The following is a 20,731-nucleotide window of genomic DNA, read 5'->3' as shown; positions in this document are numbered from 1 at the left end:
AGACGACCGTCTGCGAGGCCGGAACGGTTGACGGGGCGGTCATGCGGTCGGTACCTCCTTGCCGTTGAGCGACGTACGGGAGATCGGTCGGGACGGCACCACCACGCGCGGAGCCGTAGGCCGGGCCGGCGGGCCCATTCGGGTCGGCCCAACAGATGGAGTCGGCAGCGAAGTCGACGGAACAAGCGAAGGTGCCGGGACATCGCCGGTCGACGCAGCCACCGATGCAGAGGACGCCGGGTCACTCGTTCCGTTGTCCTGCACCGGTTCCTGCTTCGTCGCAGGGCCACCAGTCAGCACCATCTTGCTCAGTACGGCGAACGCGACAGCCGGTACGACCGCCAGCAGCCACCCGGACACCGACGGCTTCGCACGCGCGAACTGCGCCGCCATCGACAGGCCGAGGAACCCGACCAGTACGACGGCGGGGAACCGCACCGAGGCACCGGTTCGCCGCCGGCGGCGCATGTCGAGTACCGCCACGGTCGGAGTCAGCTCGGAGGCCATCGCGTTCGCCCAGCCGAACCAGTCGCCGGTGCCGGCCGGAGCGTTGGCCATCGTCCAGTCGTGCATGTGCGTGAAGCTCGCGGCGCCCGCCATCACCCCGATACCGGCCAGGATGCCGACGCGCGCGACGCTCTCCACCTGCTCTCCCGTAGGCATGTGCGTCCCTTACTTGGTTGTCGGGGTGACGGTGCGAGCGACGAACGGTGGCGGATCGCCGGTGAAGTCGACGGCCTCAGCGAGGAGCTTCACGACCGCCCACGCCTCCGGGAGCGTCAGCGGCATCCGGCGATGCCCGGACCCGACCGCGAGCCAGATCCGGGCATCGGTCTCGTTGGCGTCAAGGCGAACGGTCACCGCGGTGCCCTTCGTACGGACGTCCGGAACGCGCAGCCGCCACAGCCGAGCGGCCCACGTGTCGGCGGCGGTCACTGCTCGGCCCTCAGCTTGTCCAGCAGCCCCGCGGGCATGACGCCGACGCGTCGACCGGCCGGAGCCTGCGCCGGTACCGTCGGCCGGCTCGTCGACGCTTCCTGGTCGACGGGACCCGAGCGGTACGGGTTCGGGCAGGCGAACCGCGCGTTCATGTCCCGGATGTGCTCGTCGGTGACGTGGGTGAACCGCACCCGGACCGGTTCGGGCCGCTGGTCGAGCACCATGTAGCCGACGCCGGGCAGGCTGGCCGGGATCTGGTCAGCCAGCGCGCCCCGCTTCCGAGCGCCCGCGCCGAGCACCATGTCGACCTGCTCATCCTCGGTCATCCGCAGGCCCACCCGGGTCGGGAACAGGTCGCGGAACTTGACGACCTCCTTGCGCGGGTCCTGCACCGCCGCGATCACGTGCACACCGAGCGCCCGACCCTGCGACAGCAGCATCGCCAACGCCGAATCGATCCGCGCCCGGAGATCCTTGTCAGTGAGGTACGCGGTCAGCGCCGCCAGCTCGTCGACGAGCACGACGATCGTCGGGTCCTGCGGAGTCGGAGTGTGCTGGCGAACGGCGCCGGCCAGCCGGGTCTGCCGCTCGCGCATGACGTCGACGGCCTGGTCCAGGACGTCGGCCATCTCGGTCAGCGACGAGTACGCGAAGCGCGCAAACATCCGCTGCCCCATCGCCAGCTCCATCCCACCCTTCGGATCGATGGCCCACACCTGCACGAGGCCACTGCGGATCCCGCCGGCCAGCGCCCGCAGGATCGACCAGATCACCGAGCCCTTCCCGGCCCCGGTGGCGCCCGCGATCAGGACGTGCGTCTGCGCCAGTACCAGGTGCAGCGGCGCGTTGTCCTCTCGGAGCCCGACGGGCAGTCGAGCCAGGTCCGGCGCGCTGGCGATCCGATCCGTTGCGATCGCAGGCACCACGTACGCGAGCAGGTCACCGCGGACGAACACCAGCGTCATCTCGGTCGGACGATCGCGGCCGTACTTGCGGCGCTCCCACCACGCCACGACGGCGCCGAGCCGCCCGGAGTGCACGCGCGGCGAGACGTTGACCCGGCCGGAGAACACCCGGCACAGCCGCGTACCGAACGAGTACGCCAGCTCGGCCGACTTGCCGGTGTAGTGCTCCGGCGTCTGCCCACGCAGCATCCGCAGCCGCACCACATCACCAGCGACGGACGAGGCGACCGAGAGGACGCGCGGCCAGTACTGCTCCGACCCGTGTGCGAACGACAGCCCGCACGCACGCATCGTCGGTTCCCAACCGCGCCGGTACAGCCACCACCGGCGCCACCGCGACGCGAACGGCCAGCGGACCCAGCGGTCGAACGACTCGCGATGCCCGACCCGCCAGCCAGACAGTGCGGCGGCCACCAGGACGAGCAGGATCGGCACGGTCTTCCACCCGGCGTTGAAGCCCAACCAGGCGAGCAGGAACGCCGGTCCGGTCACCCGCCAGTACCGGAACACGAACCGCACAGCGCGGAACACGCACCGGATGATGAGACCGATCAGCAGCGCCCACCGAGGCAGCGCGAACACCGACGACTGCAGCCGCACCAACTGCGGCTCACGACGCCCCGCCATCACCGACCACCACCCATCACCGGACGCAGCCGGTAGTCCGGGCAACGTTCGGGGTATCCCAGCTCGTCGAAGTGCTTACGGGGCGACGAGCAGAACGGGCACGGGCCAACGTCGCTGCCGCCGTCCGCGATGCCGCACGAACCAACGAGGCCGAACCTGGTCGAGAACACCGCGGTCGCCTGACGACCACACGTGCACAGCTCACCGGGCAGCGCATCGCGAGAGCCGTCGTCCGTGGGGCCGTTCATCGGGCACCCCCAGCGCTCGCAAACGCCGGCACGACCGGGAACAACGTCGACTGAACCGCACAAGTAGAACCACGGCCGCTCGGCGTGTTGTTCGATGTCTTGCGCCGCAACGGGTTTCGTTCCGGCTTCGTTGGGATGCTGAAGACCATCGTGGGCAACCACGTTCCGCGGCCCAGCGCGGCAGGCACGTCGATCGGACGCGACACCAGCTCCGCCAGCTGGACAGGATCCAGGTGCCGGTACCGGCAGATCGTTCGGGCCAGCGCCGCAGCGGCACCGGCGATCTCGACGAGCGCGGCCACCCGATCGGCGTCCGACGCCGACGAACAGTACGCGGCTCGCACCTCGGCCAGCCCAGGGCAGGCCAAACTCACCACATCGGGGCGTGACATGCTGGTTTCCTCCTGAAACGTGAAGCGGTCAGGAGAAGCGCGGGACGGTCAGCCGGCAAGCATCGGCCGTCCCGCGCCCCTCATCGGGGACGACTCAGGCGACCTGTTCCGGCATCGCGACGCGCGCCGGCTCGCAGATGCCGGTGGCGCGAAACGAGTACGTCTGCTGCGCCCGGCACCGGTGCGCACCGCCGTCACGGGGCGCGCGGCACTTCTTGTCGTCGACGTACGGCGTGAACTGCAAGCCCTCGAACGCCACCACTGGCGGGTAGCCGGGGATCCTCGCGGCCGGCGGCACCGGCTGCTGGTCGGCGAGCACCTTGACCTTGACCTGCGCGTTGCGGCCGAACCGGGACGCCTCCGGGTCGAGGTCCATCACCGTGACCGCCCAGACGCGCTGGCCGGTCTGCTTGTCGCGCGCCTGGTCGTCGCCCTGGCCGCGCTTGTCGAAGTCGGTTTCCGCCTGCACGCCGAGGAACAGCGCGCCGTTCGGAAACGCCGCATCGGACGGGATCTCCACCCGGATGCCCATCGGGATAGCCACTCTGTGCACCTCCGCCTCGGCCGGGACGTGCCCGGCACCGATCATGTCCGCGCTATGCACTACTGCATAACGAGATCCAGTATGCACATGTGCATAGAGGATCGGCAACCAAGCAAGGCACCTTTTTCGCCCGACGGGCACACGAAGCCGCCCCGTGCCTGGTCAGACACGGGGCGGGCGGTACAGCAGATTTCGGCTACCGGGGTCCGACGACGATGATCAGGCCCATCCGGCGGGCCGAGACGGTACGGAGGAGCCGACGCCGTTGCCGCTCGTCCAGCTCCCAGCCCGTCAGCAGCAGCCAGGCGGCATCGTCGACCGAGCGGCCGGCGGCCAGGTCGACGCTGGACGCCTGTACCGGCGCGGTCAGCAGCAGCCGGAACGGGTTGGCCGTGAACTCCGGCGACGCCTCCCGCCCCAGGTAGACGAGTTGCCCCGGTCGCGGGATCGCGCCGGCGATGACCTCAGCAGCCACCGGACCTCCCCGGCACCAGCGCCAGCGGCGCGCGCAGCAGGAACCCCGCCGGTACGTCGCCGCCTCGCCGACGAGTGGCCTTCCGCTCGAACAACGCCCGGTCCACTCCCCCGAGCAGCGTCGCGCATAGCCAGGGACCGAACGACGCCGGATCGAGGTACCCGACCGCGAACGACACCGTGCACGCCAGCCGATCACACAGCAGCCCGCGCAACTCGTCCACGTGGCCCTGAAACCGGTCCGCGTCATCGGACTCGGCGACCAACACGATCTCGTCCCCGCCGAACGTCGACAGGCACCCGTCCGTGACCCGCGCGGCGAACCACTCCCGCGCGATCAGCCCGGCGAGCCGCATCAGCTCGTTGCCCGCCTGGTGGCCCCAGCTACCCGCCTGGTTGGCCGCCTCGACGTACTCCGTCAGCCCGTCGACGTCTCCGATCGCGACACCGATGCCGTGCCCTGCGGCCAGCGCCGCCGCCACATGGCCTGGTAGCCGCTGGTCGAGATCCGGGAAGCAGACGAGGCCCGTGTTCGGTTCGTCCCGGGCATCCCAACACCAGGAGCCGGCGACCGGCGCCGGCTTGCGCTCACGCGCGTAGCGAACCCGATCCGCGAGGGAAGAGGCCATCACGAAACCTCCGTACTTCGCGATCGGCGAGCCACACCGCAGGCGCCACCTCCGCAGCGCTGGGCAGCGTCCGCCATCGTGTCTCGTACGACCAGAACCATCGATCCTCGCCGGCGGGACCGCGAGACGACGGCGGAGCCGGCACCCAGTCGCCGCGGCCGAGGTAGTCCGCGCCCGCCGGCAGTTCGACCGGCTCCCCCGACGCGACGAACAGCAGCCGTTGGACGACCGCGGTTGCCGTCAGCGCGATGGCCGGCGCCACCCGCCAGGCGGCAAGGATCTTCTCGGTCTCTGCCGCCACCTGGCCGCCGACCCGGATCACGTCGAAGCCGACCCCGCAAGCGAGCACAATGTTCGGCGGCTCGGCGACATCCCATATCGCCCGTATCTCGGCGGCCGATGTCACCCCCGGGCCGGTCGGATGAGCCGCAGGCATCGAGCAGTTCGGTCCGCATTCGCAACGCACGGGCGGCACTGGCGCGTCCGGGTTGAGCAACCACTGCCAGCGTCGAGCCGGGCCGAGCGCCCGTGCACCGGGAGCCACCGGCCACCCGAACTTCGCGTACCGCAGCGCCTCGTGAAGAATCCGCCTCGGCCACGCCACGGCGACCACCTCCCCTGCCGGTTCCCATCACCGGCCCCACGCCGGGGTGATCCGGTGCCCATACATGCTCAACGTCAACGCCGCCTCGGCGATGCGCCGCGCCGGGCACGGGTACTGCTCCGGCCGCAGACACCCCGGGAATCCGCACTTGGTCGAGTCGACCGGATCAGGTCGGTGGGTCCTCAGCATCCGCTGGGCGCTACGCCACAGCAGCACATCCGCGCCGTCCGGCGGTTCCTCCTCCGGCGCCAGGGTTCCGTGTCGCACCACGCTGCCCCTCCATTCGCGTCTGGCGGGGCAGCGACGCCCAGGCTAGGGAGTTGACTGGGGTACGGCCAGCCAAGGCACCGAACGTCGCCGCCCCTGCACACCGACCGCGGGAGGTTCCAACCGCCCTCCCACGACCGCTACCAGCACGCTACGGCGCTATGCACCGATGAATATAGCAGTGGGCAATACGCGGCTCAACCGCGTGATAGAAGTACCGCGACGCTTGATTTGGCCTGGACCTAGACTGGGCGCCTTCCAGGAAACTGACACAGCATGCGTTCACGGCACGTCGAGGCTTCCATTTCGCCGCCTAGAGAAGGAATCTTTCCCTGTTTCAGCCTCCCGAATAGTCGGAGCAACATCAGAGTCAAGATTTCTGATTCCCCTGCGCCTTTCCTATCTGGCGGAGCCCAAATCCAACTCCTACCACAGCGGCGGCTGCCACACCAACAGTGAGGCCTAAGACGAGACGTGAAGTACGCCTTGAACGGGCATTCCCACAAACAACTATGTCCGCGGGATTACTGCCCACTGGCGGACACTCCTCATTCTTCCTAGCGGTCTCGACCGCGAAGTCTCTTAATGTTTCATTTAGCTCGTTGTAGTGTTCCTCCAGCTTCTGAAGGAGCTCTTGACGCTCAAGTTGCGAGAGATGCGATGACCGCACCGAACGAATTTTCTGAATCGTGGCAGTTAGCAACAGCAGTGTTCCCACTAAGACGGCCGATCCGAGGACGCGAACATTTGGATCGACAGGTCTGAAGACAGCGACCATTGACGAGATAAAGAAGAACAGGATTTGACTCGCGTACACGGCGCCAGCCACCACGTTATTATTAAAGCGGCTACCCGGGTCAAATAATGCCGCCGAGACCGATATCATCGCGACCCCAGCAAAGAAGAATGGCAGGAGAATCAGACGGCCAACGGAGCCGCGCTGGAGACAAATTAGAATACCGCTAAATAGCAGCGTTGCAGATCCGCCAATAAGCCACCGCCGAAACTCTGCCTTGTCAAAATTTCTTTTAGACATGGATAAAGAGTAGGGTATGTACTCAACTAGCCGATCGCTACGCGGATCTTACAGATCGCGCGTAAACGCCTCGTTGGAAGTCGGAACCTGGCTCTCGCTAACGACGATTGGTCCCCGTTGATAGTCCAACCAGATCGGCAAGTCGCTGCAAGTCACCAACTTGTTGCTTGCGCCGAGCGCGACGAAGGAGCAAGGCAACGGAGTCGCGAACGGTTGGGTTGAGGTGGATACGTTGGGGGGCAAGGCGTTCCGAGCGGGTCAGGTAGGCGACTGCCTCTTGATCTGCTCTGCGGGTTTGGGCCAGACCGCGGCCGAGGTCGGCGTACCAGGAAGCCTGGCGGGTAGCGGAACGTACGGCGGTGGGAGTGACACCGGCGGCGAGTTCACGGACTCGGGCGCCTTCGCTGAGTTCGACGGCGATTGCTGTTTCCCAGAAGGAGACGTTGGTCGGGCCGAACCAGAGGGCGACCGGGCCGCCATCGGTGGTTTCGCCGAGTCGGGTGGCGACGGATCGGGCTTCGGCGAGGTGGGTAGCGACGTCGGTGGTGCGGCGGTCGACGGCGGAGACGCGGGCGGAGACGAGGTGAAGCATGCCGTACACCTGACCGCCGGTTGGGTCGTCGGCGAGCACCGCCAGGCGGTCGACGGCATCGGCGGACAGGTGGTGGGCCAGGCGGCCCAGCTCCGGGGGAAGACTTTGGATGCGTACGAAGTCGGCGATGCCGCGCACCATCGGGTCGTCGAGCCGTTCGGCGGCACGCTGCGCCTGGTCGGCGGCAGCCATCGCGAGGTCCGGATAGCCGAGGTACTTCACGGTGAACGTGCAGCAGTACAGCGCGGACACCATCAGCCGCAGCGCCATCCGCGCAGTCTGTTCGTCGGCGGAGCACGTCGCCGCGTGCAGGTCGCTGATCAGGTCGGGTAGGAGCGGCGTGAGGCGTGCGTAGTCCGCCTCGGTGCGAAGACGTACGGCGCGGTCGACCTCGGCGGCCAGCTCGTCGATGCCGCGGCCGGTCGTGACGTCATCCCCCAGCGAGGCAGCGACGAGCGCGGCGCGTACCGCCGGGATCGCCGCGGATGCGCTGGAGTGCTCCGGCGTGCGCGGGTCGGCGGGTTGGCCTTCGAGGCTGGCGGTGGTGACCTGTAGCGCCTCGGCGAGGCGGGCGAGCGTGGCGCGGGAGTCGACGGTACGGGCGCCGGTTTCGATCTGGCTCAGGTATGCCTGGCTCATGCCGGCGAGTCCAGCCAGCGCGACCTGCGACAGGCCACGGCGACCACGCCAGTAGCGGACCCGAGTACCGATGTGAGCGTCGCCGCGGGCCATCGCCGCCTCCGGTCAGGTCGTACTGGATCGCAGCCCGAACACCACCGACAGCACGGCGAGCAGGATCGGGGCGACGATCAGGGGGGTGTGCAGCGTTCCGGCGTGCGCGATGGCGCCACCGACCATGGCGCCGACGCCGGCGGAGCCGATGCCGAGCAGCCGGGTCGCCGCGGTGACCCGGCCGAGCATGTTGTCGGGGGTGAGCAGTTGCCGCGCCGAGCCGCCTACGACGCTGACCGTGGTGGATGCGATGCCGACGACGGCCAGGGCGACGCCGGCGACCCACGGGTTCCCGAACAGCATCAGCGCCCACGCACCGCCCTGCACGAGCAGCGCCACCGCGTAGACGCGACGGGCGGACATGCGTTGACCGATGCGGGGCGCGAGCCAGCCGCCGAGGATACCGCCGACGGCGGCGGTCGCGATGAGCGCACCGTAGCCGATGTTGCCCAAGTGAAGCACGTCTTCGGCGAACAGCACCAGCGTCGCGAACGCCACGTTGTAGCCAAAGTTGTACGCGGCCATCCCGAGCGAGAGCGTCCGCAGTTCGGCCGAGTGGACGAGGTAGCGGACTCCGTTGCGTACCGCGGACAGGATCGGCTCAGTCGCCGCCGACTTGGCGCGGCCGGCCGGAAGGCCGATCAGGAGTACGGCGGAGACGAGGAAGGACGCGGCGTCCAGACCGAACGGCAGAGCCACCACAGCGGCGAACAACGCCGCGCCGATCGGTGGCCCCGCAAGGGTTCGGCCGAACGTGTCGAGTGCCCACACCTTGCCGTTCGCGCGGGACAGCGCCGACTTGTCCCGTCCCACGATCGCCGGTACCGCAGCCTGCGCGGCCGGTTCGAAGAAGCAGGCGCCGACCCCGACGAGGAAGACGGCCACGATCAGCAGGCCGACCGTCGCATGTCCGGTGACCAGCAGGAGCGCGAGGACGCCCAGGACGACGAAGCGCGCCAGGTCGGCGGTGATCATCACGGCTCGTCGGTGCCACCGGTCGACCAGCGCGCCGGCCGGGAGTCCGACGAGGAACCATGCCGCGTACCCGGCCGCGGAGACCGCAGAGACAGCGACCGGGTTGCGCGTGAGCGATGCCGCGAGCAGCGGAGCCGCCGCGGCGAAGATGCCGTCACCGGTGACCGAGACGCCCGTGGAGGCGAGCAGCGGCGCCAGGCCGCGCTTACGCACGGTCTGCCGTTCGTCGGTACCGGTGGCCATCGATCTACTTGCTCAGCTCGTCCAACGTGAACTCGCGGTTGCCCACGCCTTCGAGGAACGCCGTCCACTCGTGCCGGTTGAAGGTCAGGACCGGGCCGGCGCCGTGGTCCTTCGTATCGCGTACCCCGATGAAGCCGTCCGCGTAGGCGACCTCGACGCAGCCGCCGGAGTCGCTGGTACTGCTCTTGCGCCACTTGGCATTGCCGAAGTCAGGCACGCTTGCCACGTGATCCTCCTCGGGATCGATAGGACTGGATTTCCTTACCCAGCGACGCAACGTAGTTGATCGACTCCGCATGATCAAGTGCGTCCGCCGCAAGCTTGTCGAACAGCTCCGAGTACGTCTGCACGTCCTTCGGATCCGACAGGTACGTGTCGGAGGTCTGCGCCTCCAGGAACACCACCGGCGGGCTCGTCTGCTTCGTGAAGTCGTAGAGGATGAACGGCGCCATCGCCACCGCCGAGCGGTCCGCCCCGAACGGGATCACCCGCATAGTCACCGACGACAGCGCCGCCCGCTCGATGAGGTGATCGATCTGGCCCTTCATCACCGACCGGTCGCCGGGCCAGTACCAGAGCGCCCGCGCGTCGAGGATGACTTCATAGTGCGGCGCGCCCTTGCCTTCCAGCAGCTCCTGCCGCACCATCCGGCGCCGAGCGATGCCGTCCGGGTCAGGCCAGCCCCCCAACCGGGCGTTCTCCCGCGCGTACTCCTCCGACTGCAACTGACCCGGCACCAGCAACGGGTGATGCTGCCGGAACCGCTTCAACTGCGTCTCGACGGCCTGCACCTCGCCCTGCCGCCGCGGCGTACCGCCAGCCCGGACGATCCACGCTCCGTCGATCCCGGCGTCATCCGCCGCCGTCGACAGCAGCTCCGCCTTGACCTCTTCCGGCACGCCGTAGTAGCTCAGCAGCGCCGACAGATCCGGGATGCTCACCCCGAACCGCCCCGTCTCGATCCGAGACACCTTCGACTGCGACCACCCCAGCGCCGCCCCGACGTCCTCACCGGACAGGCCCTCGGCTAGCCGGATCCGGCGCAGCTCAGCCCCCACCCGCGCCCTCTGCGCCGACGTCATGGCCACCTCCGGTCATGCACCAGTGAATACCTCGGTCGCAGCGTACCCTACTTTCCGTTGGGTGGGACAATGCCATCTCGGAAGAAAATTAACCAACTGCCGATCGAAACCAGGTGATAGGTGATGCGTGAGCCCAGATCCAGTCCGCCGGTCGAGAGGGATACAAACAAGCCCGCAGCCGATCATCCTAAACTCAACGAAGATGGTCTTTACGGCGACGATCCCCTATCTGAACTAATGGACGATGATCTAGATCGGCAACGTTTAGTGGATTCCCTAGCACGAACGCTAGGGTCAATAACGCGCCAAAGCGAGAGCGCGGTCGCCGCCATCGTCGGACCGTGGGGTAGCGGCAAGACTACACTGCTCAATTCGCTGAGACAACATCTAGCTAATGACAACAAATGGCACTTAGCCAGCTTTAACCCATGGATGTATAACTCCTATGAATCCGCCGCCAACGGCTTCTTCTCTGAACTCTCTCATGCCATACCTGAGGATCTAAGGAGGGGAGACACTCGAGGATCTATCGGAAAGCTAGCGGCTCGACTCGCACCTTATGGGAGCCTGGGCGGATTGATAGGTGTGGACGTCTCCCGTGCTCTCGAGGCGACAGCAACTCTAATTAGCGGAGATCAATCACCAGAAGCAGCAAAAGCCCGAGCAGAGGGCGAGTTGCGAGAATTAGATAAGCCGATTCTAGTGATTTTGGACGATCTGGACCGACTCGAACCAGCAGAACTACTGCACACATTCCGACTTGTGCGTCTCGCTGGTCGGTTACCTAACGTCTACTACCTCCTTTCATATGACGAGGAAACAATCGAAGACGTTCTAGGAAGAACGGATCTTGCTAGTAATAACCCTGGCCGAGCTAGGGATTATCTCGAGAAGATCGTACAGATTAGAATAGACATACCACCCCTACTCGAGAGTCAAAAGCTTGGCCTCTTCAACAGGCTCCTAGATCAATTAATAGCAAGACACTCCATAGATTTTCGGCAAGACATAAGCCATCGCTTATCGCGAATGTGGATCAAGACGGTTGAACCATACATGATCCAGCCAAGGGCCATTAAGCGGCTATTTACTCAGCTTGACGCATCCTGGGTCGGTGTTGCCGACGAAGTTGACTTTGTTGACTTTATGGGAATAGTCTTTCTAAAGACGTTCGAACGATCAGCCTTCGACCTAGTCCTACGACTCCGCTCGGAACTTCTAGGTGAAACGTTCTCATACGAGCACCAGAAGGAAACCAACTCAGACCGTTGGACACGATGGATTAACAACATTGGACGCACCCATCCTCGTCACCCGGAGTCAATTCAAAATCTGCTAGCAGATCTGTTTCCGTACCTTCGTGCCGCGCGCGACAATATCACGTTTGGATATTCTCACGCGGAAGACACTATCGATCGCAGAGGCGTGGCGAGCAGACAGTTCTTTGATCGATACACACAAATGACTGTCCCAGCCCAAGATCTTCCCGACAGTGTAATCCGATCCGCAGCAGTCGAGATGGCGAATATGCGCGAGGGAACTGCCATCCAGGCAGTCACCGACGCACTGCAAACAGACGCCGGTCTAGTCGGCTTACGCCTAGAGCGGTTCTGTCGGCGGGGCGAGCTCTCGCCAGTGCCTTGGATCGAGTGGATTGGCCATAATTACATTGAAATAAAGAGCCAGCACCCCGAATCCTTCGTAAGGCCAGACTCATGGTTTCGCAGCATGGCAATCGAACTACTTGACAAATTAGAAGTCGAGGCCGCCGTTGATACCCTGAAGGCCATAGGAGCGACCAACTCCGGCCTTATACTAGCAACCGAGATTGTGCGGTTCGTTACCACACGTGAACCTTCTGATTCCTTTCATGGCTGGACAGACGCTGCAATTCCTGTTGTTTCCAACTTAGCCGAGCAGAAGCTTCGCATGGAATCCACCCATTCGATCAAGCTCGAGGATGCGCGACTGGTGGATCTCTGTTCCATGCTTGGTGCCACAAACAGCCCATCCTATATTCAGGAAATCTTATGGGACATCTTCGAGAAGTCAACATGGAACCTAGAAGATTTTCTTGGCCTCATGGTGGGCACAGCGACGGTCAGCTCAGGCCAAGAGACTTGGAAGATGCTTGGCTCCTTCGAGCTTTCTAGCGTCGACAATCTCCTGGGGCTACAAAGGGTTCGCGACACGCTAAATCTCTCACCTAACACACCTGCAATAAGGGATGCCGAGGTGCGAACTGTAGATCCTCCTACTCTCGAGGAACGGATCTCATACGCACAGTCGATCTTGGCAGATCCCAATGCTTCAAACGCTCAGGCCGAGCCGTGATGCCTATAGCTGTCGGACATCTAGGCCGAGCTGCCGTGTTTCCGTGCCGTCCAGGAAGACGCGCTGCCGAATTGGTCTCTACTGGATCAAGGCGCCGCGCAAGCGCGGCGCGCGCCGGTGGGGCGGCGGTAAGGCCCGGCCCTTCGGCTGGCGCCTACGGGCCGGTACGCCGCCGCCCCACCGGCGCCATCAGCGCTCTACGGCGGCCAGGACCAGGACGACGCCTCGGCGCGAGGCCGACGATCGCCCTGCGCGGTTGCCGCGGTCGGTGCTTGCGGGCGATCGCTGCCGCGGCGGCCCAGGACCGGGGCCGCCTTGCCACCGGAGCCGGTGGTCACTGTCCGTGGGCCGTCACCGTGGCCGGGGTGGCGTGCCGGGAGTCACACGGGCGCCGCGCTGTCGGGCCGGGCGGCGCAAGATCACTGCCCCTGTCCTGCCCCTGAGCGCTCGCGAACGGCCGTGAACGGTCGTGAACCGCTGGACCGTACGAGGAAGGCCCCTGACCGGCATCTCTGCTGGTCAGGGGCCTGGAGACCCTGGTGTGGCGGGTACTGGATTCGAACCAGTGTAGGCGTAGCCGACGGTTTTACAGAGCGAGGAAGACAACGCCCTGGCCAGTACAAACAGTCCGGGCAGCCTCCGCGCCCCCGCGAATGCCCCGCAAGGCGCCGGGTTCGGCCGCAGAGGCGGGGTAGGCCGGCCGCCTTCAGCCCGAACGTGTGTTCGGATATGGGACTGCGCGACTGGGGATGTACGTGGCAGGTCGACGTCACCTACGAACAAATGCCCACCCCTTATCGAATTTTTCAATAAATGGGGTAATCGTCCCTAGAACTCGCGAGCCTGATGAAGAACCGTTACGCTGTGATTAGTAGCCTTCACCCCGTTCGGAGGCCCACATGACGAAAAGGCGTTACTTTCATCCTGATTTCAGCCCGTACTTGCGTCCCTCGCGAGACGAGCGGAATGATTTCCTACGAAACGGCATGGTGGTCCTCGACACCAACGTTCTCCTGCTACTGTACAAATTTACCGCCTCGGCCAGAGTTGAACTATTCCGGGCAATCAACCGCATCGGCGACAGGTTGTTTATGCCGTTTCAGGTCGCTGTTGAGTTCCACAACAAGCGAATCGATATAATCGATCAGCAAGTAAAGCAATACGACGTGCTTTCGAAGGCGCTAAACACCCACAAAGAGCAGCTCTTTGGTACGCTCAATCATTTCGCAAATACGTGCAAGTTCACGGCCGCGGAAAAACATGACCTAACTGCTGGCTTAGACCACGCATTGGCCAAGATTCACAAGCAAATCGCAGAGCACCAGGCTAAGTATGAGTTCTCCGTCGTCGGGTCACTAGAAGGCGATTCCGTTCTGGATGAACTAAATCCAATCTTCGCCAGATATATTGGAGCCCAACCAACATCGGAACAAAGAGCTGTCCTTGAGGCCCAGTTTGACGAAAGGGCAAAGGAGAGCATTCCGCCTGGTTACCGAGATGCCGATAAGGAAGAAAATAGGTCAGGTGACTACTTGATCTGGGAAGAAACCATAGCTGAGGCATCGCGACGGAAACAAGATGTTCTGATCGTTACGGATGACGGCAAAGATGACTGGTGGAGGAAGAGCAGGACCCATTCGGTCGGGCCAAACTTGCAACTCGTAGAAGAGCTGAAGGAACGTGCGGGAGTGCGGCTGATGATTCTAGACGCCGCAGCGTTTCTAGAAGCAGCCAAGTCTGCGCTGTCTGTACACATCGACTCGAATACCATCGAGCAATCGCGACGCGTGGAGGAAGAGGCACCCGAACGACTGATAAAACGAGGAGAGAAGGAATACTGGCAGAAGCGACACACAGAGATCATCCTCGATATACGTCGAGCTTCCTCCGAGGAAGAAGACACGCGCAAGCACCTAGATTTGCTTTACGAGCAGTCAGACCTGGGCGACTCGAACGACCGTCCAGTCTTGCTGGCCGACATTGCCGTCCATGAAGAAGCTTTGTCTGTGCTGAGGCAACGAATCGGTGCCCTTTATGATCAGCTAACGGACGTTGACGAACACTTTATGGATTCATCGCTTTCATCCCGGCCAAAGACGTCACAAAAAGGCGCAGTCATGCGAGCGCATAGGGAGTCCCAGATTCGGGACGCTCAGATTCGGAGGCGCCGGAGCGAGCATGCACGCCGGGTACTGGAGGAAAGAAGTCGACTCTTAAACGAAGGAAGAGAAAGCGACACCTGAGGCGGCCATCCGCGGCAGAGACGGGCGTTGTCGGTCGAGTCTACGTGCGCCGACAACGCCGTTCTCTTCGCTATAAATAACCTGCGCATTCGATTACATAGTGACACCTTAGCCCACCGAGCCGGTATTCTCCGAGTTTCCGCGTCGGGACCGGGCCGGCCGCTTCTCAGGGCTGAGCCATGAAGCTATCGATGAGTTTGGCAGCTTGCACCTTCAGCGGCGCACTGCTGGCGGAGTTCTCTACTACGACGTGCGCCACGGCTGGCCGGAAGTCGATGTTAATCCCGTCGAGGTACGTGGACCAGTTGGCCATCTTTGCGGAGTCTCGGGCGGCACCGCGGTGGCGGATGTAGGTGCGCATCGTGTCTTCGTCACAGTGAATCCATACGAAAGTCACGACGGCGCCACGATCCGCGAGGGCAGCAACGGTGCGTTCTAGCCATGCATCGTCGCTGAATTCACGGAGGAATGGGGCCGTTACAACCGCGCTCAATCCGCAATCAACGTTCTCGTTGGTCGCAGAGATCAGGGCTTCGTACTCGCGCGGCCGAACAGTGCTCAGGTACTTGCCGGACTCTCGATCGTGTGGCGACAGGCCGAGGGCTTCCAGCGCCATTTCTACGACCGGGCGAGTCAAGGTGTCCTTGTCCAGGATCGGCCAACCGGTCTCGCGCGCGAGGATCCTCCCGAACTCCGACTTTCCGCTCCCGGCATAGCCGCCGACGAAGACCACACGCGGTTTGGACGATGGCGTGACCCGGCGGTCCGGCTCGCCGTCGGGGTGGTTGACCATCCGCTTTGAACGCGACTTGCTCACCACGATGCCCTCTTGAATGAGGGTCTTCATCGCCTCATTGATCGTGAAAACACTTACGCCCCATTCCTGGGCTAATTCGCGGGTAGAGGCAAGGATCTGCCCGTGTCGCAGCGTGCCTGCCTCGATCGCGTTGCGGATGTTCCGCGCGACCTGCTGGGTGAGCGGCTCGGACTTGCTGAGCGGCTGACCAGGGGTGGTCATCGTGCTCCCTGCCCTTCGTCTGTACTGGACAGCTAGCACCCTACCAGAGCATCTAACAGTTGATCCGAGATGTTTGCGCAGGTCACAGCCAACTTTCTAACTGATCTTGACCTAACAGTTGACACGGTCTCAGACCAACTGTTAGCTTCAACGCACACCGCGAGACGCGGGTCACAGGCAGCGATGCCGGGCCGGTCTCCGGGCCGGTTGGCCATGGCGTGCGTTGCCCTCTGTCCTTCCGTGCGCATGTCGCTTCACAACTGGACAGGGGATCCCCGGATGCAGGCAGATCCGTCTGCCGGATTGCTCCGGATGCACGCGGCCTAGGGGTGGCGCGCGGGTGTCGGCCGTTGACGTGTTCCGGCCGCATGACTTGTCCGCCCGCCCGCCCAACCGAGGGCCGCACACCATCGCCCGGCCTGGCAGGCCAGCACCCGCGTTCGAGTCGCGGGACGGGCACGAGCGCGATCACCGCGCCGCCTCTCTTCCACGTTTCCCGTTGTCAGGAGTCGTGATGCTCGTATCCCCGCTGGCCGTGTTCGGCGCGGCGTTCGCCGCGTTGTTCGTCGCCCACCAGCTGGCAGACCACTGGATTCAGACCGACCGGCAGGCGTGCCGTAAGGCGTTGCCGGGCTGGCCCGGCCGTATCGCCTGTACCTGGCACGTGGCCACCTACACCGCCACCTGTGCCGTCCTGCTCGCCGCCTTGCACCTGGCCATCGGGCTGCCGTTGCCGGCGGCCGGTACCGCCGCCGGGCTGGCCGTTTCCGGCGTCACGCATTGGCTGATCGACCGGCGTTGGCCGCTTTTCTGGCTGGCCGAACACACCGGGTCCAAGCACTTCGTGCGGATGGGCGCACCCCGGCCCGGCCACGACGACAACCCGTCGCTGGGCACCGGCGCCTACGCGCTCGATCAGTCCGCGCACTACCTGTTCCTGCTGGTGGCCGCGCTGATCCTCGCCGCGTGCGCCTAACCCGTTGTTCGCCCGACCTGACAGGCAGGCACCCCGGTTCGAGCCCGGGGCGGGCACGAGACGCCGACCAGCGGCGTCACCGCACACCGGAGGAACACCGTGGCACAGAAGGTCAGCGTGAAGGTCAACGGCCGTACCGTCGCCCGCTTCCCCGTCGGCCACGCCGACCACGGCGACCCGATCGGCTGTGACGGCTGGTTCAAGGCCATCCCGGTCGTCGACCGCGAAACCAAGCGCGACAAGCATGCCAACGTCTCGATCTGCGGCCCGGACGGAACGGTCCTGCGGGTCTGGACCGAAGGCCGATGGGTCTGACCACCCGCCCGGCAGGCAGGCACCCACGTTCGAGCCGTGGGCGGGCACGGCGCTTCGCACAAGGCGAAGCATCGACACCACAGGAGTACAGCGATGGGGCTGTTTGGACCCAGCAAGGCGGAGCGGGAGGAGCGCGAGAAGAACAAGGCGAAGTACCTGCGTTTCTCAGAGACCGTACAGGCTCGTCTGCGTGCTGACCTGAAGAAGGAACAGAACATCCTGCGGCTGCTCAAGCTGCCCGTAAACGGCAACGACAGGCACGCCATCCGCGGGACCGAAAGCGAGATCCGCGCGATCGAAGCGGCTCTGCGGGACGAGCAGCAGCACTACCGCGAGCTTCGCAAGTCCTGACCCGCACCGCCCGGCCGGCAGGCACCCACGTTCGAGCCGTGGGCGGGCACGAACCGGCCCAACCCCTTGGCCTGGAAAGCACGGGGTTGGGCCGGCCACCACCCTCCCAATACAGGAAGAGGTACCCCCATCATGGCATCCCTTGCCGCCCGTATCGCCAAGGCCGCCGCCCGCGCCGCCATCAACGGCGCCAGGAACCAGTACGCCAAGCACGGTACCGAGTCCATGTCGATGGGCCAGTACCGCGACATCGTCACCACCCTCGGAGAGGGCAACTTCAAGCGCGGCCTGGCCGACCTGAAGAAGATCCCCGCCGCTCAGCGGCGCCGGATGGGTCTGTGATGGCCGCCGCGAAGGCACCGACCACGGTGCATGTCGAGCTCGCCCGCCAGATCGTCAACCGGCAGATGTCCGGCAAGTCGCAGTCGGCCAAGGACAAGGCCGTCCGTGAACTCGCGGCGTTGATCGCCAGCGGCCACGGCTTGCACGGCTGACCGCTCACCAGACAGGCGCCCGGCCGGCAGGCACCCCGGTTCGAGCCCGGGGCGGGCACGACCGTCTACATCGGACAACGGAGGCACATCATGCGCGGTTCTGGCGCGTACCTACTCGGCATCTTCGCCCTGGTGGCGGCGCTCGTGTTCGCCATCGTCATGGCCGCCACCGGCCACTGACCCGCATCGCCCGGCAGGCAGGCACCCACGTTCGAGCCGTGGGCGGGCACGACGGCGCCGACCTGCGGCGCCGCTGCAGAAAGGACCCGCACGCGATGAGCAAGCACGACGAGGCGCGCAAGGCGTACGAGGCGGCCAAGAAGAACCTGGCCCGGCTGCCGAAGAACGCCAAGGAGTCCGACTACCTCAAGGCGAACAAGGCCGTGGCCGATGCGGGCAAGCGTCTGCCCTGGCACCTGCGGTAGCCACCCTCGCCCGGCTGGCAGGCACCCACGTTCGAGCCGTGGGCGGGCGCTGAGCGTCGACACCGGTTGGCGCATCACCGAAAGCGAGAGCACCTGATGAACGACGAGGCGTACGAGGATGGCGGTTCGGACAATGACTGGGACGAGCTGGAGCCGACGGCGGCGGACCTGGCCGCGATCGAAGACGAGCACGAGGTCATCGAAGCCGAGGTCACGCTCACCGACGCGGAAATCCGGCTGATCACCGTCGGCCGCCGCCGGGCGACGGAGCTGGACTGGCAGCGCTACCACGTCGCGGAACGCGCCGTGCTGGCCGCGTGGCTGCGGCTGGCGGTGGCGCGGCGGTTCGGGACACGGGCGGTGGCGTGATGGCCAACCGTCGCACCGCAACCGCCGTGCTCGTGCTCGCCGCGACAGCCGCGTTGTCGGCCGGCTGCGGACGCCACTACCAGTGCCCGGACGGCAGCCACACCGACCGGCGCATTGTCGGGAAGGTCCCCGCCTGTCACTGCGTGCCCGACGCCAAGGCCGACCGGCATGGCTGGTGGGTGAACGACCCGCCGTGCCGGAAGGTCTCCGACACCGATACGGGGCACTGATGGCCGACTCGTCGCGGATCCGGGCCCGCTACATCGATCCCGACGGCGACCGGTACGGCATCCCGACGTTCTGTTGGGGTCTGGCACCGCCGGGGCTGGCCACCCGCCGCCAGCTCGCCACGCTCAACCTGCGGCCCGGCGGACACGATCCGGTCGCCCAGATCATGTGGCGCGGGCATCGCCGCGACCGGATCGCGCTGCTGTACGCGATCGCCACCGCGAAGCCGAAGCGGACCGCCACCCCACGCCAGAGAGCGGCGCTGGACAAGGCGAACACCGCGCGGCGCACCTGCCCCGAGTGCGGGCACATCAAGGACTACGTCATCCCGGGCCGGTTCGGGCGCTGCCTGGACTGCGAGTACGGGCCAGCGGAAGGGACCGCGGCATGAGTTTGGCGATCTTCGGGCTGTTGCTGCTGGCCGCAGCGGTGCTGCTCGGCTGGAAGAAGACACGGGCCGCGCTCGCCGTGATCGTGGGCGTGCTGCTGGGGGTGGTCATCGCCGGATCCGACGGTCACGTCGCGCATGCCGCGCACAGCGTGGTGGATGCGATCCGGTCGGGCCTGGATGCGATCGGCGCATGGATCTGGTCTTAACGATTCGTCTGTCCTGTTTGGACGGTAAGGAGAGCACACGATGAGTACCGCCACCACCGAGCCGCGCCGGCAGCGCCGGCCGAAGCCGCGTTCGGCGTATCGCCGGTCGCTGCCGGAGCTGATCGAGCAGGCCCGCGCGATCGTCACCGACCGGGACGGCGAGGTTCCCTCGCAGAACGAGCTGACGAAGCTGCTGCACATCGGGTCGGCCAAGGCGCGCCAGGTGCACGCGGCGCTGCTGCGGCCGGAGCTACACATCGTGCCCGGCACCGGCACCGGCACCGGCGACGAGCCGGCCCCGGACGCCCCGGCCGACGAGCCCGACACCACCGAGCCCGGCACCGCCGACGTGCCCGCCCCCGAGCCCGACGACACCGGCGCCGACACCGCGCCGGAGCCGACGCCGACTGACCCGCCGGCCGCCGATGGCGACGAGGCGGCGCCGCAGGTAGCCACCGATACAGCACCGGAGCCGGCCACCGAGCCGGCCGTGCCGGCCGACGAGCCGGTACGCGAGCACCGGAAGGTGTCGGTGCTGCCGGTCATGGCGCTGACGCTGCCGGCGCTGGTGGCGGTGTGGTCCGGGTGGGTGTCGCTGGGTGCCATGGCCGGTTTCGGCGTGGTGCACCCGCTGCCGGGCATCGTGGACCGGCTGACGCTGAACACGGCGATCACGCTGCCGATTGGTGTCGAGGTCTACGCCGCCTACGCCCTCTACGTGTGGCTGACGGTCGGTATCCCGGCCCGTGCCCGCAAGTTCGCGAAGGTGTCCGCGATCGCGTCGCTGATCACCGGCGCCGCCGGGCAGGTCACCTACCACCTGCTGTCCGCCGCGCACTTCACGCACGCCCCGTGGCCGGTGACCATGCTCGTCGCCTGCCTCCCGGTCGCGGTACTGGGCATGGGCGCGGCGCTGGCGCACCTGGTGCGCTCCGAATAGTTCCGCCCGGGACACGGCCTGACGGCCTAGGAACCACGGCCGTGTCCCGGCCCCCACCCACCGGATACCACGACCCAGCAGAGGGAGCACCA

General features: G+C 65.6%; 29 protein-coding genes. 13 read left to right on the top strand and 16 right to left on the bottom strand.

Annotated features, from left to right (window positions below):
* Positions 1-39: 39 nt before the first annotated feature.
* The 15 genes from Asera_RS10275 to Asera_RS10205 form a co-directional block, all read right to left on the bottom strand.
* The gene (locus tag Asera_RS10275; protein ID WP_157034859.1) at positions 40-663 is read right to left on the bottom strand and encodes a DUF2637 domain-containing protein; all 624 of its coding nucleotides are present in this window, start codon (positions 661-663) and stop codon (positions 40-42) included.
* A gap of 9 nt (positions 664-672) precedes the next feature.
* Positions 673-861, bottom strand: a complete 189-nt coding sequence (locus tag Asera_RS10270; RefSeq protein WP_244843817.1) for a hypothetical protein — start codon at positions 859-861, stop codon at positions 673-675.
* Between the two features lie 71 nt (positions 862-932).
* On the bottom strand, positions 933-2,531 hold the full coding sequence (locus tag Asera_RS10265; protein ID WP_084131674.1) for an FtsK/SpoIIIE domain-containing protein: 1,599 nt from the start codon (positions 2,529-2,531) through the stop codon (positions 933-935).
* The gene (locus tag Asera_RS10260) at positions 2,531-2,779 is read right to left on the bottom strand and encodes a hypothetical protein (RefSeq protein ID WP_157034858.1); all 249 of its coding nucleotides are present in this window, start codon (positions 2,777-2,779) and stop codon (positions 2,531-2,533) included. Before Asera_RS10260 ends, Asera_RS10265 begins: the two co-directional genes overlap by 1 nt.
* Complete coding sequence (locus tag Asera_RS10255; protein WP_157034857.1) at positions 2,776-3,171, bottom strand: hypothetical protein; 396 nt, start codon at positions 3,169-3,171, stop codon at positions 2,776-2,778. The genes Asera_RS10260 and Asera_RS10255 overlap by 4 nt, the downstream gene beginning before the upstream one ends.
* Positions 3,172-3,265: 94 nt before the next feature.
* Entirely contained in the window at positions 3,266-3,715 is a 450-nt protein-coding gene (locus tag Asera_RS10250; RefSeq protein ID WP_244843816.1) for a hypothetical protein, read from the bottom strand.
* Positions 3,716-3,911: 196 nt separating this feature from the next.
* On the bottom strand, positions 3,912-4,190 hold the full coding sequence (locus Asera_RS10245) for a hypothetical protein (RefSeq protein WP_030446716.1): 279 nt from the start codon (positions 4,188-4,190) through the stop codon (positions 3,912-3,914).
* On the bottom strand, positions 4,180-4,818 hold the full coding sequence (locus tag Asera_RS10240; protein WP_157034856.1) for a nucleotidyl cyclase domain-containing protein: 639 nt from the start codon (positions 4,816-4,818) through the stop codon (positions 4,180-4,182). Before Asera_RS10240 ends, Asera_RS10245 begins: the two co-directional genes overlap by 11 nt.
* Positions 4,778-5,422 (bottom strand): bifunctional DNA primase/polymerase, encoded by a 645-nt coding sequence (locus tag Asera_RS10235; protein ID WP_212804546.1) that lies wholly within the window; start codon positions 5,420-5,422, stop codon positions 4,778-4,780. The genes Asera_RS10240 and Asera_RS10235 overlap by 41 nt, the downstream gene beginning before the upstream one ends.
* Before the next feature lie 27 nt (positions 5,423-5,449).
* A complete protein-coding gene (locus Asera_RS10230; RefSeq protein WP_157034855.1) occupies positions 5,450-5,692 on the bottom strand; it encodes a hypothetical protein in 243 nt (80 codons plus the stop codon).
* A 367-nt stretch (positions 5,693-6,059) separates the two neighbouring features.
* Positions 6,060-6,725, bottom strand: a complete 666-nt coding sequence (locus tag Asera_RS10225) for a hypothetical protein (RefSeq protein ID WP_157034854.1) — start codon at positions 6,723-6,725, stop codon at positions 6,060-6,062.
* 97 nt (positions 6,726-6,822) lie between these two features.
* Complete coding sequence (locus Asera_RS10220) at positions 6,823-8,049, bottom strand: helix-turn-helix domain-containing protein (protein WP_035296846.1); 1,227 nt, start codon at positions 8,047-8,049, stop codon at positions 6,823-6,825.
* Positions 8,050-8,061: 12 nt separating this feature from the next.
* On the bottom strand, positions 8,062-9,267 hold the full coding sequence (locus Asera_RS10215) for an MFS transporter (protein ID WP_051802334.1): 1,206 nt from the start codon (positions 9,265-9,267) through the stop codon (positions 8,062-8,064).
* Positions 9,268-9,271: 4 nt separating this feature from the next.
* Positions 9,272-9,493 (bottom strand): DUF397 domain-containing protein, encoded by a 222-nt coding sequence (locus Asera_RS10210; RefSeq protein WP_239157191.1) that lies wholly within the window; start codon positions 9,491-9,493, stop codon positions 9,272-9,274.
* Positions 9,477-10,349, bottom strand: coding sequence for a helix-turn-helix domain-containing protein (locus tag Asera_RS10205; protein WP_157034853.1), 873 nt, complete (start codon positions 10,347-10,349; stop codon positions 9,477-9,479). The genes Asera_RS10210 and Asera_RS10205 overlap by 17 nt, the downstream gene beginning before the upstream one ends.
* Before the next feature lie 123 nt (positions 10,350-10,472).
* Between Asera_RS10205 and Asera_RS10200 the strand changes: the two genes are divergently transcribed.
* Positions 10,473-12,683, top strand: coding sequence for a KAP family P-loop NTPase fold protein (locus tag Asera_RS10200; RefSeq protein WP_084131718.1), 2,211 nt, complete (start codon positions 10,473-10,475; stop codon positions 12,681-12,683).
* Positions 12,684-13,582: 899 nt separating this feature from the next.
* Positions 13,583-14,926 carry a PIN domain-containing protein gene (locus Asera_RS10195; RefSeq protein WP_157034852.1) on the top strand — a complete coding sequence of 448 codons (1,344 nt, stop codon included), beginning with the start codon at positions 13,583-13,585 and terminating at the stop codon, positions 14,924-14,926.
* Positions 14,927-15,092: 166 nt separating this feature from the next.
* On the opposite strand, the gene Asera_RS10190 is transcribed toward Asera_RS10195, so the two are convergent.
* Positions 15,093-15,944, bottom strand: coding sequence for a GntR family transcriptional regulator (locus Asera_RS10190; protein WP_030446709.1), 852 nt, complete (start codon positions 15,942-15,944; stop codon positions 15,093-15,095).
* Between the two features lie 514 nt (positions 15,945-16,458).
* Between Asera_RS10190 and Asera_RS10185 the strand changes: the two genes are divergently transcribed.
* The 11 genes from Asera_RS10185 (at position 16,459) to Asera_RS10135 (ending at position 20,639) form a co-directional block, all read left to right on the top strand.
* Positions 16,459-16,920, top strand: a complete 462-nt coding sequence (locus tag Asera_RS10185) for a DUF3307 domain-containing protein (protein ID WP_030446708.1) — start codon at positions 16,459-16,461, stop codon at positions 16,918-16,920.
* Between the two features lie 99 nt (positions 16,921-17,019).
* Positions 17,020-17,235 carry a hypothetical protein gene (locus tag Asera_RS10180; protein ID WP_030446707.1) on the top strand — a complete coding sequence of 72 codons (216 nt, stop codon included), beginning with the start codon at positions 17,020-17,022 and terminating at the stop codon, positions 17,233-17,235.
* Positions 17,236-17,328: 93 nt separating this feature from the next.
* On the top strand, positions 17,329-17,586 hold the full coding sequence (locus tag Asera_RS10175; protein WP_030446706.1) for a hypothetical protein: 258 nt from the start codon (positions 17,329-17,331) through the stop codon (positions 17,584-17,586).
* 132 nt (positions 17,587-17,718) lie between these two features.
* Positions 17,719-17,928, top strand: coding sequence for a hypothetical protein (locus tag Asera_RS10170; RefSeq protein WP_030446705.1), 210 nt, complete (start codon positions 17,719-17,721; stop codon positions 17,926-17,928).
* A complete protein-coding gene (locus tag Asera_RS10165; protein ID WP_157034851.1) occupies positions 17,928-18,080 on the top strand; it encodes a hypothetical protein in 153 nt (50 codons plus the stop codon). The genes Asera_RS10170 and Asera_RS10165 overlap by 1 nt, the downstream gene beginning before the upstream one ends.
* 275 nt (positions 18,081-18,355) lie before the next feature.
* Entirely contained in the window at positions 18,356-18,505 is a 150-nt protein-coding gene (locus tag Asera_RS10160) for a hypothetical protein (RefSeq protein ID WP_157034850.1), read from the top strand.
* A gap of 96 nt (positions 18,506-18,601) precedes the next feature.
* Positions 18,602-18,874: a DUF6284 family protein gene (locus Asera_RS10155; RefSeq protein WP_035296844.1), complete on the top strand. Its 273-nt coding sequence runs from the start codon at positions 18,602-18,604 to the stop codon at positions 18,872-18,874.
* Entirely contained in the window at positions 18,874-19,104 is a 231-nt protein-coding gene (locus Asera_RS10150; RefSeq protein ID WP_030446703.1) for a hypothetical protein, read from the top strand. Before Asera_RS10155 ends, Asera_RS10150 begins: the two co-directional genes overlap by 1 nt.
* Complete coding sequence (locus Asera_RS10145) at positions 19,104-19,493, top strand: RRQRL motif-containing zinc-binding protein (protein ID WP_030446702.1); 390 nt, start codon at positions 19,104-19,106, stop codon at positions 19,491-19,493. Before Asera_RS10150 ends, Asera_RS10145 begins: the two co-directional genes overlap by 1 nt.
* Positions 19,490-19,699 carry a hypothetical protein gene (locus tag Asera_RS10140; RefSeq protein ID WP_157034849.1) on the top strand — a complete coding sequence of 70 codons (210 nt, stop codon included), beginning with the start codon at positions 19,490-19,492 and terminating at the stop codon, positions 19,697-19,699. The genes Asera_RS10145 and Asera_RS10140 overlap by 4 nt, the downstream gene beginning before the upstream one ends.
* Positions 19,700-19,739: 40 nt before the next feature.
* On the top strand, positions 19,740-20,639 hold the full coding sequence (locus tag Asera_RS10135; RefSeq protein ID WP_051802332.1) for a hypothetical protein: 900 nt from the start codon (positions 19,740-19,742) through the stop codon (positions 20,637-20,639).
* Positions 20,640-20,731 lie beyond the last annotated feature (92 nt).

Origin of the sequence: Actinocatenispora sera (assembly GCF_018324685.1) — a bacterium.
In the GTDB taxonomy this organism is placed as follows: Bacteria; Actinomycetota; Actinomycetes; order Mycobacteriales; family Micromonosporaceae; genus Actinocatenispora; species Actinocatenispora sera.
This window is presented reverse-complemented; position numbering and strand designations above follow the sequence as displayed.

Bases quoted from the DNA above. Each gene is read 5' to 3' on its own strand.
- Asera_RS10275 (WP_157034859.1), bottom strand. From the start codon at position 663: ATGCCTACGGGAGAGCAGGTGGAGAGCGTCGCGCGCGTCGGCATCCTG.
- Asera_RS10265 (WP_084131674.1), bottom strand. From the start codon at position 2,531: ATGGCGGGGCGTCGTGAGCCGCAGTTGGTGCGGCTGCAGTCGTCGGTG.
- Asera_RS10260 (WP_157034858.1), bottom strand. From the start codon at position 2,779: ATGAACGGCCCCACGGACGACGGCTCTCGCGATGCGCTGCCCGGTGAG.
- Asera_RS10255 (WP_157034857.1), bottom strand. From the start codon at position 3,171: ATGTCACGCCCCGATGTGGTGAGTTTGGCCTGCCCTGGGCTGGCCGAG.
- Asera_RS10240 (WP_157034856.1), bottom strand. From the start codon at position 4,818: ATGGCCTCTTCCCTCGCGGATCGGGTTCGCTACGCGCGTGAGCGCAAG.
- Asera_RS10225 (WP_157034854.1), bottom strand. From the start codon at position 6,725: ATGTCTAAAAGAAATTTTGACAAGGCAGAGTTTCGGCGGTGGCTTATT.
- Asera_RS10220 (WP_035296846.1), bottom strand. From the start codon at position 8,049: ATGGCCCGCGGCGACGCTCACATCGGTACTCGGGTCCGCTACTGGCGT.
- Asera_RS10215 (WP_051802334.1), bottom strand. From the start codon at position 9,267: ATGGCCACCGGTACCGACGAACGGCAGACCGTGCGTAAGCGCGGCCTG.
- Asera_RS10205 (WP_157034853.1), bottom strand. From the start codon at position 10,349: ATGACGTCGGCGCAGAGGGCGCGGGTGGGGGCTGAGCTGCGCCGGATC.
- Asera_RS10200 (WP_084131718.1), top strand. From the start codon at position 10,473: ATGCGTGAGCCCAGATCCAGTCCGCCGGTCGAGAGGGATACAAACAAG.
- Asera_RS10195 (WP_157034852.1), top strand. From the start codon at position 13,583: ATGACGAAAAGGCGTTACTTTCATCCTGATTTCAGCCCGTACTTGCGT.
- Asera_RS10190 (WP_030446709.1), bottom strand. From the start codon at position 15,944: ATGACCACCCCTGGTCAGCCGCTCAGCAAGTCCGAGCCGCTCACCCAG.
- Asera_RS10185 (WP_030446708.1), top strand. From the start codon at position 16,459: ATGCTCGTATCCCCGCTGGCCGTGTTCGGCGCGGCGTTCGCCGCGTTG.
- Asera_RS10175 (WP_030446706.1), top strand. From the start codon at position 17,329: ATGGGGCTGTTTGGACCCAGCAAGGCGGAGCGGGAGGAGCGCGAGAAG.
- Asera_RS10170 (WP_030446705.1), top strand. From the start codon at position 17,719: ATGGCATCCCTTGCCGCCCGTATCGCCAAGGCCGCCGCCCGCGCCGCC.
- Asera_RS10165 (WP_157034851.1), top strand. From the start codon at position 17,928: ATGGCCGCCGCGAAGGCACCGACCACGGTGCATGTCGAGCTCGCCCGC.
- Asera_RS10160 (WP_157034850.1), top strand. From the start codon at position 18,356: ATGAGCAAGCACGACGAGGCGCGCAAGGCGTACGAGGCGGCCAAGAAG.
- Asera_RS10155 (WP_035296844.1), top strand. From the start codon at position 18,602: ATGAACGACGAGGCGTACGAGGATGGCGGTTCGGACAATGACTGGGAC.
- Asera_RS10150 (WP_030446703.1), top strand. From the start codon at position 18,874: ATGGCCAACCGTCGCACCGCAACCGCCGTGCTCGTGCTCGCCGCGACA.
- Asera_RS10145 (WP_030446702.1), top strand. From the start codon at position 19,104: ATGGCCGACTCGTCGCGGATCCGGGCCCGCTACATCGATCCCGACGGC.
- Asera_RS10140 (WP_157034849.1), top strand. From the start codon at position 19,490: ATGAGTTTGGCGATCTTCGGGCTGTTGCTGCTGGCCGCAGCGGTGCTG.
- Asera_RS10135 (WP_051802332.1), top strand. From the start codon at position 19,740: ATGAGTACCGCCACCACCGAGCCGCGCCGGCAGCGCCGGCCGAAGCCG.